Origin of the sequence: Modestobacter excelsi, from assembly GCF_005930495.1 — a bacterium.
In the GTDB taxonomy this organism is placed as follows: Bacteria; Actinomycetota; Actinomycetes; order Mycobacteriales; family Geodermatophilaceae; genus Modestobacter; species Modestobacter excelsi.
In genome coordinates this window covers 1-8923 of sequence record NZ_SJEX01000126.1, presented here as the reverse complement: position 1 = coordinate 8923, position 8923 = coordinate 1, and the positions used below count along the sequence as shown (strand labels likewise).

5 protein-coding genes are annotated in these 8923 nt (G+C 71.0%); 3 read left to right on the top strand and 2 right to left on the bottom strand.

What is annotated here, in order from left to right; all coding sequences use genetic code 11:
* Nucleotides 1–2618, bottom strand: a 2618-nt coding sequence (mobF, locus tag FHL80_RS24260) for a MobF family relaxase (protein ID WP_246078928.1), incomplete at its 3' end; no start/stop codon positions are given.
* Between the two features lie 740 nt (nt 2619–3358).
* Between mobF and fxsT the strand changes: the two genes are divergently transcribed.
* Together fxsT and FHL80_RS25885 are read left to right on the top strand one after the other, a co-directional pair.
* Nucleotides 3359–5938 (top strand): FxSxx-COOH system tetratricopeptide repeat protein, encoded by a 2580-nt coding sequence (gene fxsT, locus FHL80_RS24255; RefSeq protein WP_138735893.1) that lies wholly within the window; start codon nt 3359–3361, stop codon nt 5936–5938.
* A 195-nt stretch (nt 5939–6133) separates the two neighbouring features.
* Entirely contained in the window at nt 6134–6313 is a 180-nt protein-coding gene (locus FHL80_RS25885; protein ID WP_216871021.1) for a hypothetical protein, read from the top strand.
* Between the two features lie 503 nt (nt 6314–6816).
* Here the strand turns inward: FHL80_RS25885 and FHL80_RS24245 are convergent.
* On the bottom strand, nt 6817–7518 hold the full coding sequence (locus tag FHL80_RS24245) for a hypothetical protein (protein ID WP_138735892.1): 702 nt from the start codon (nt 7516–7518) through the stop codon (nt 6817–6819).
* A 560-nt stretch (nt 7519–8078) separates the two neighbouring features.
* Here FHL80_RS24245 and FHL80_RS24235 point away from each other — a divergent pair.
* Nucleotides 8079–8501 (top strand): GNAT family N-acetyltransferase, encoded by a 423-nt coding sequence (locus FHL80_RS24235; protein ID WP_216871020.1) that lies wholly within the window; start codon nt 8079–8081, stop codon nt 8499–8501.
* Nucleotides 8502–8923 lie beyond the last annotated feature (422 nt).

Here is an 8923-nt window from a genome sequence, read left to right as displayed (position 1 = left end):
GCCGGGTCTTCGTCGACCAGGCTGGGGGCCAGGTGCAGGTGGTTGGCAGATCGGCCGCGGGACAGCGCGACGTAGAGCTGTTCGCGGTTCTCGGTGCCTGTGATCAGGGTGTGGGTGGTGTCGACGGTGGTGCCCTGAGCGAGGTGGATCGTGCTCGCGTAACCCAGTTGCAGGTGTTCGGCGACGTAGTCGGCGGGCAGGGTGAGTTGTCGGCGGCTGGGGGTGTGCCGGACGCGGAGCCCGCCGTCGCCGGTGAGGGCGGTGACGGTGAACCGGTCACCGTTCTTCACCCATTCGGTGGCTGTGATGGCCAGGTCGCGCTGGTTGCGCCGGGCCATGACGACGTCCCCTACCGAGGCGGCGGTGCCATCCCGCAGCCCGACCTCGCAATGCCCGGTGTCTGCGATGTCTGCGGTGGCTGGGCCGCCCGTCAGGCGTGCGGCGCGGGCGCGGGCGTTGAGCTCGGTGGCCATGGTGTTGCTGCCGGCCAGCAGCAGGCTGTCGGAGCCGGCGGCCCGGTCGGCCACCCAGCCGGCCAGCGCCGAGTCCACCGCGTCGCCGGAGGCATCGCGATCCGTGTCATCGCGCTGTGCTGCCTTCCGAGCGCCCTCCGCGGTCCCCAGAGTATTGGCGGGGGTGTGGATGCGGCCCCGTTCGGCGTAGAAGGTCAGCCCGTCGGGGTTCCCGGCGCGGATGGCGAGAGTCGCGCAGGCTTCGGCGGGGTCGGTGAACCGGACCGGGGTGTCCAGCTGAACCCCGCCGTGGGCGCGGAGGAGGTCGTGCAGGACGCCGCCGGCGGCGGGGGAGGACAGCTGGGCGGTGTCCCCGACCAGGCGCACCGAGCCACCGGCGGCGGTGACCGCGTCGATCAGGGCGGCGAGGTCGGTGGTGGCGGCCATGCCGGCCTCGTCGACCAACAACAGCAGCTGCGGGCCCAACGGCATACCGCCGATCCGGGGCGCCTGGCCATTCCCGTTCATGCCGGCGTCGTGTCGGCCGGGGTCGATCGCCTGGAGGGCGGCGGCGAGGGTGACGGCCGGATGCCCGGTCGCCTTGCGAAGTTCGCTGGCGGCGACCGCGGAGGGTGCGGCGCCGAGGACGGTGCCGCCGGCGTCGGTCCAGGCGCAGGCCAGGATCCCGAGGGTGGTGGTCTTGCCGGTGCCGGCCGGGGCGATCGCGACCTGTACCCGCCGTCCCGAGCTGGCCAGTCCGCGGACCATGGCCTGCTGACCGGCGTTCAGTGGCCGCCCGGACAGCCGCGACTCCAGTAGCGCGAGTTCGATCAGGTCGGCCGGAACCCGGTCGCCGTCGGTGTGCTCGGCGGCACCGAGGATGCGCCGCTCGGCGGCCAGCAGCGCCGGGGTGGTGTACAGCTGGGTGTGCGCGGTCGCGTAGACGCTGCTGCCGTCCCGGCGCCGCAGCCCGACCGGCTCGAGGACATCCAGGTCGACCGGGCGGCGGTCGGGACCGGGATCGTGGTCCAGCCGCAGTGACAGGTCAGCCGAGACCGCGACCGTCAGCGCCTGGTCGATCGCGGAGTCCAGGGCATGCAGCGGCATCCGGTCGGTGCGGGCCAGGCGTTCCAGCTCGGCCCGCAGGTGGTGGCTGGTGAACACCGCCCGCTGGGCGGAGACCGTCGCCACCGCGCTGCGGGCAGCGCTGCTTGTCCACTCCGGGTCGAGGCGGGACGCGGCCGGTGGCTGGTCGAGGACCCGGTCGACGACCCGTCCGACGGCGCCGGTGCCGAGCACGTGGTCGGCCTGGGTGCGCCAGGTTCGGCGTTGCTCGGCCTCGCTGCGCGGGCCGTGCTTGGCCGGTCGAGTGGCCAGGGTTGCCTGCTGGGCGAGTGCATGGCCTTCGGCGGTGGTGGGCTCCCGTCCGTAGCTGGCCTTGAACCGGGCCAGCAGCTGCGCGTGGCCGGTGCTGATCTGCGCCCGCCGGGTCGACCACGCCCGGATCAGTTCGACCGGAACGCCGGCCAGCTCGCGTACCGGCCGCAGCCCGGGGCGGGTGGGCCGGTCGTTGAAGGTGACGCCCAGCCGGTGGACCAGCTGGGCTTCCAGCCGGGTGTTGTACCGCTCTGACGCCGCTACCGCCGCGGCGTGCAGCGCGCGGCCGTCCAACGCGCGCCACCGGCCGTCCAGAGTGCGCACCTTGTTGGAGACCGCGACGTGAGTGTGCAGGTCCGGGTCGCCGTTGCGGGAGTCCCGATGGGTGAACGCCACGGCCAGCAGGCCGGTCACGTCGACCTGCCGCAGCCCGCCCGCGCCCAGGCGGGTGTAGACGGCGGTGCGCTCCAGCCAGCCGACGGTGTCGGCCACGGCGGCGATGTGGGCGGCCTCCACCTGCGCCGCGACCTGTGGGTCGGCCAGCGCCCACAAGGCCGAGACACTCTTCACCGGGGAGAACGTCAGGTCATAGCCCGCCACCGACACCCGCGGCCCGGATGTGACGAACGGCGCCCCCAACCGCACCGACACCGGACCGCGATCAGGGTCGCTGTCCTGGGCGAAGCCGGTGGGTGCGCTGGCGAGTGGGTGGTGGCCGTGGCCGAACAGCGCCAGCATCTGCGCCTCGGACACCGGATCACCCGCCCGCGGGCCACCGTTCAGGGACACCAGCCCGGCGCCCAGCCACACGCCGGGCGACTCCCCGCGCTGCTCGTACTAGGCACCCAGCGACCCCCGGCCGCGGGCGGTGACATCACCGGCGGCCACCTGCCGGGTCAGGTAGGTGTAGCCCGACCCGGCGGACAGCTTGTGCAACGACATCACCGCCGTCCACCTCCTTCCAGCCTTCCGCGGGCCGGTCGTCAGCCAGGGCGAACCGGCGGTGGCCGGGCCGAATCCGTCCCTGCGCCCAAGGTCGCTGAGGAACGTTCAACGTGACGTCACCCCGCAGGTCAGCGGCGCACAGACCCGCTGGGCACCGCTACGCGCCATGAGCGGTGAGCGCTCGGCGTCACGAAGACTGAGCGGGGGTGACCAAGGGGTGACGTCCCGGCGGAACCCCGTTGCTGCCAGGAAGGGGGCCTCGCTCCCCGCCGCCCATGAACACGGTCGCGGGCGCCGCTGCAAGGGCGCTACGCATCCGTACGGGATGGTCCTACGGCCCACCCTTCCCCCGCCACCCAAGACCGCGGGACGGGCGGCTAGGGCAAGCGGGCCAGTATCTGTGAACGGTCCGAGGAGGTCAGCGCCAGGTCAGGCACACGGCCCTGACGGCGGCTTTGGGGCCATCCGGTTGAACAGCAATCTGCGGCTACGACACCGAACTGCTTCGGCGCGCACCGTCCGGTGCGAAGGGACCGGCAGCCCTGAGTCTCGCGTACGCCGGGTGATGGGTGTATGGCTGATGCGTGAGCAGTCGGGGATCCGATTTCTTCATCAGTCACGCCGGCCGGGACACCGCGTGGGCGGAGTGGCTGGCCTGGCAGCTGCAGGAGGCCGGATACACCGTCGAGCTGGACGTGTGGGACTGGACGCCCGGTGAGGACTTCGTGGCCCGCATGCAGACGGCCCTGGAGCGAGCGGACCGGCTGCTGGCGGTCTGCACCGAGGCCTACTTCTCCTCCGCGTTCGGCGGGGCGGAGCTACGCGCGGCGTTCGCCGGGTCCGCGGAGGCGGCGGGGCGGATCGTGCCGGTGCTGGTCGAGCCGGTCACCCTGCCTGCGCTGTACAAGCCACTGATTCCTCTGGACCTGACCGGTCTGGATGAGGCCGCAGCGGCGGCCCGGCTGCGCGACCGTCTGGCCGGGGCCCGCCCGACCGGCCCGCCGCCGTTCCCCAGAGCGGGACCCGCGCCGACAGACAAGCCCGGGTTCGCCGGCCGCCTGCCGGAGGTGTGGCGGATGCCGCCGCGCAATCTCCGCTTCACCGGCCGGGACGGCATGCTCACCGAGCTGCGCCAGCGGCTGCGCGCCGGGGAGGCCACGCTCGTGGTGCAGGCGTTGTACGGGCTGGGCGGAGTGGGCAAGACCCAGCTGGCGAACGAGTACGCCCACCGGTTCGCCACCGACTACGACCTGGTGTGGTGGATCGACGCCGAGCAGCCGGTGCTGATCCCCGACCAGCTCGCCCGGCTCGCCGCCCGCCTCGACCTTCCTCCCGGGCCAACCGTCGCGGACACGGTGGACCGGCTGCTCGGCGAACTACGTAACCGGGCCCGCTGGCTGCTGATCTTCGATAACGCCGAGCGGCCGGCCGACATCGCCGATAACCGGCCCGACGGGCCAGGACATGTGCTGATCACCTCTCGCAACCCCGGCTGGGGCGCGTTGGGCGGCCGGCTGGAGGTCGACGTGCTGGCCCGCGCGGAGACGATCGCGCTGCTGCGCGCCCGCATCCCCGGGATGGACGAGACCCTGGCCGACAAGCTCGCCGCCGAACTCGGCGACCTGCCGCTGGCCGCCGCCCAGGCCGCCGGCTATCTGGAACAGACCGACCTGCCGGCGGCGGACTATCTGCGCCGGTTCCGCGCCCATCGCGCCAGCCTGCTGGCCCGCGGCGAGGTCGTGGGCTACTCCGGGCGAATCGACACCACCTGGGCGCTGTCACTGAACCGGCTGGACGGCGAGGACGCGGCCGCGGTGCAGTTGCTGCAGCTGGCCGCCTTCCTCGCACCCGAACCCATTCCACTGTCCTTATTCAGCGAGCACGCCGAGCTCCTCGACGAGCCGCTGCGCAGCACCGCCGCCGATTCCGACGCCCTCGCCGACACCCTTGGCACGCTGGTCGGCTACTCCCTGATCCGCCGCTCCGCCGACGGCTTTCAGCTGCACCGGCTGGTGCAGGCGGTGATCCGCCAGCAACTTGCCCCGGACCGGCAGCAGGCCCCCACCCAGCAGGTGCTCACGCTGCTGGCCGCCGCCTGCCCCGGCGACCCGGAAGATCCGGTCACCTGGGCCGCCTACGCCCAGCTCGCCCCCCACGTGCTCGCCACCGCCCCGTTGAATGACCACCATCCAGCGAACCGGCACTTGGCCCTGGACACCGCCCGCTACCTCCAGGTCAAAGGAGACAGCAATGCCAGCCGAGCCGTCTGTGAACAGCTGCTCCATCGCTGGCGGTCGATCCTCGGCCCCGACCATCCGGACACGCTGACCTCCGCGAGCACGCTGACCCTCACCCTGACCGGGATGGGCGAGGCGGAGCAGGCTCGCGCCCTGGGTGAGGACACCCTGCAGCGCTGCCGCCGGGTGCTCGGCTCGGACCACGCCAACACCCTATGGACGGCGGCCGCCCTCACCGTTGCCCTGGCCCAGGTGGGCGAGGCGCAGCCGGCCCGCGCCCTGGGCGAGGACACCCTGCAGCGCTGCCGACGCGTGTTCGGCCCGGACCACGGAACCGCCCTGTTGGCGGCGGCCGCCCTCACTGGCGCCCTGGCCTCGGTGGGCGAGATGGAGCCGGCCCGCGCGCTGGGCGAGGACACGCTGCAGCGCTGCCGGCGCATGTTCAGCCCCGACCATGCCATCACCCTAGGGGTGGCGGCCGCCCTCACCGGCGCCCTGGCCCAGGTGGGCGAGGCCGGGCCGGCCCGTGTCTTGGGCGAGGACACCCTGCAGCGCAGCCGGCGCGTGTTCGGTCCGCACCACCTGGTGACCCTGTTCGCGGCGGCCGCCCTCACCGGCGCCCTGGTTCGGCTGGGCCAAGCGGAGCCGGCCCGTGTCCTCGGCGAGGACACCCTGCAGCGCAGCCGCCGGGTGCTCGGCCCGGACCACGCGACCACCCTGTGGGTGGCAGCCGGCCTGACCGTCGCTTTAGCTCAGCTGGGCGAGGCCGAGCCCGCCCGCGCCCTTAAGGAGGACACGCTGCAGCGCAGCCGCCGGGTGCTCGGCACCGACGACCCGATCACGCTGTACCTGGCGCACGGCGCCGGCGGCGGCCACCTCCTGCCCGGTGGTGATGCTGCTGCCGACCGCCCAAGTCCGCCGCTGTAAAGATTGCATCCACGCCTCCAGCCGGAGCCTTGAGCCTCCCGCGACTCCACTCGCTGCACAATCCCGGGCGGGAGGCGATGACCTCTACACGAGTTTTGGTCATGCGGCGCCATGACATGGTCGCCATCAGGGGATGTCCCATCGTGGGCCCCATTAGGACAGGCATGAGCGCGCCGATCGCGGTCACCGGACAGCGTGGCCGGCATCTTCCGAGCGGTGTCGATCGACGTGCGAGAACGTCTGCGTACAGCCCTCCCGGGCGCGCTCAAGCAGCGGGAGAAGTCACTGGTGGCCTTGCTGCGAGCCACGCTCGCTGCTTTCAACAACGCTGAAGCGGTCGCGCCTACGGATGGTCAAGGGAGCCTTGCGCTGTAGGAGACCCTGGTCGGGAGTCGGTGTCCGGGAGGTCGCGCGCCGCGAGCTGACGGATGAGGAATTGGAGCTTCTCGTACGCGCCGAGGTCCAGGAGCGCAGACGGCGGCATGGGTCTACGAGCAGGCGGGCGAGCACGAGCGCGCTCGACGACTGCGCCACGAGGCCGACGCGCTCACCGCCGTCGCCGGACTGCCGCACGCTCCCGACACGCCGCCGGACGACTGAACCCAACGACTCCGACCGCTGACATAGTCGCAGCCCTCATCTGAGGCCTGATCAATGTCACCCCGACCTGCCTGAAGTCCGTACACCTCTTGCACCTGCGGCTTCCCTCCCACTGGCCGGGTCTCGCGACGGAGTGCCAACGGTGACGCTCCTCTGGGGAGGGGGCTCCTGAAGGCAGGAGGTGTGTCAGCCAGCGTTCTTGCCGTGGGGGTGCTGGGAGAGAGCTGCCGCGGGACGTCGAAGGTGCGGACGTGATCCCCGGCGCGGCTCCTTCTGGGTCAGCTTTCGCGCTCGGGCTCGATCAGAAACAGGCACCGAATGCCGATTGAGGTGATCACCCACGCCTCGGGCCCGGGCTGGCTGGCAAAACTCACCCCCGTGTTGTCACGGAGCAGCCCGATGCCGCTGAGAGCGGCGACCAGCGGCTCCATCACGTCCGCCAAGTGAGGCAGGGCTTCGGCGATGACAGGCACTTGCCACCCGGCAATCCCTAGGTGGCGCACGTCGCGGAGCTCGGCAGGAGGGAAGCGGTTGCGGTCCAAATGGTTCAGCACGACGACGTGGGGTTCGTCCAAGACTTCCAGCGCTCGGGCCAGCACGAGTGCCTCCGCGGTATCCCCGTCGTCATCGATCCCATCGGCGAGCACGCGGCCTAGCGCGTCGATCTTTGCGGTGATGGTCGACCGGGCTGACGCCTCGATCACCCGCGCGAGCAGCTCCAGTCGGTCCTCGTAAGCCAACGATCGTTGCAGGACGATGTCCACACCGACTCCCATGTGATCGGCGGCGACCTCAATCGTCCTCGTGCTCTTGGCTGCCCAGTGCGAACGGATGGCGGCGGCCGCTTGCACGACCAAGGGGGCCGCTGCCGCCGCCACCGTGGTGCCCGGGGAGTCGCCCGTGGCGATGGCGGCAAGTACTGCGCTGCTCCCCATTGCTATGGCCAATGGCAGCTCGTTGCTAGGGGATGCGTCGGCCATGAGGACACCTTGCCCGGTGATGGGCTGCGGCCAGTCCCGCACCGCTGTAGGTAGCCAGCGATCCGGCTGGTGGGTGGTCGCGAGATGCCCCTGGGCGGCGCACCGTGGTCGTGGGGTCTTCACAACTCGCGGACGTGGACCAGGGAGTTGAGACCCAGCCGCCGTCGAGCACGGCTGTCGGTGAGTCCGTCGACCACCACGGCAGCATCGCACCACGTGGCGCCAGCGGTCTCGACGAGCGCCTGACCGGTCGGTCAGCCTGACCACCAGTCTCGATCCAGTCATCGATGAACAACACCCGATCGCCCACGAGCCGCCATCGCCATCGCGACGGTGGCGCGGAGAGCCGTTGATGAGCGGTCCCGGCGAGTCGCTCCCCCCTTCTCGACCCCACCGGATACACCATCAATAAACGACTCACCGCCAGCGGCGAGGAGGGAACAACCATGACGACCCAGGAGCGTTATTAGATGTGGAAGGCTTGGGACTCGGCTCGCGTGCGACAGCGACACCTCGGCTACGCCCATCGCCTAGTCGACCGCGGTGTGACGTTCCGTCCAGTGCAGTCCAATGACGAAGCGCCCATTGAGCGGCTGGTGCAGGCCCACATCGCAGGCGGCGCCAGCTTTCACTTTCTTCCGGAAGAGGGCGGCGTTGCCGCATGCGACCCCGATGGACAAGTCATCGCGGGCCTCGTCGCCGCCGGCGCGCAGTTCGACTCAAATGTCGTGATATTCATCCGACACTTGGTCGTTGACCCAGCATGGCGTGGTCAAGGCGTCGGTGTGGTAGCCCTCGGCGTGCTACCGCAACTCAAAAGGGCGGCGTTGTACGTCGGCAACTGCGCCGCCAATGCTGCCAGGTTCTACCAGCGAGCTGGCTACACCGTCCTGGATCCCGGTCAGCCACTGCCTTTCCCGTTTGGCAAACAGGCTGTACTCCAGCTCACCAACGACCAATATCCATGTTGGTTCTACAAGTAAGTCGACGAAACCCGTGATCGATGATTTGTCCAGGTAGCCCGGGGATTGAGCGAGCGCGGTGAGCATCGCTCTGCGGGGCTGGAGCCGAGCGCCAGAGACGGTCGACTGGATACCCCGAGCGCTGCGGGGAGTGGGCCCGAGCACGCGACTATGGACTGGCGCTCAGGCTCGCATGGAGACTCGCTCTGTCAACGAAGCGCCCGGGCGCCACTCCGCGCTCTTCTCCGACCATCGATGTCGGTGTCTCTGAGCGGCCCATTCAGGGACACCCAAGGCGGGATGTCCGGCGGGGGCGACTTAACCGACGTAAGGCGACTCCCAGACTTCCGCTCACGGCCCCGGAGCCTCTCCCCGCGGCGGGACCAACAGCCCCGTCGCTAGGCGCGCTTGCTCCCACGGCCCATCCCGGGGCGGGGCCGGGC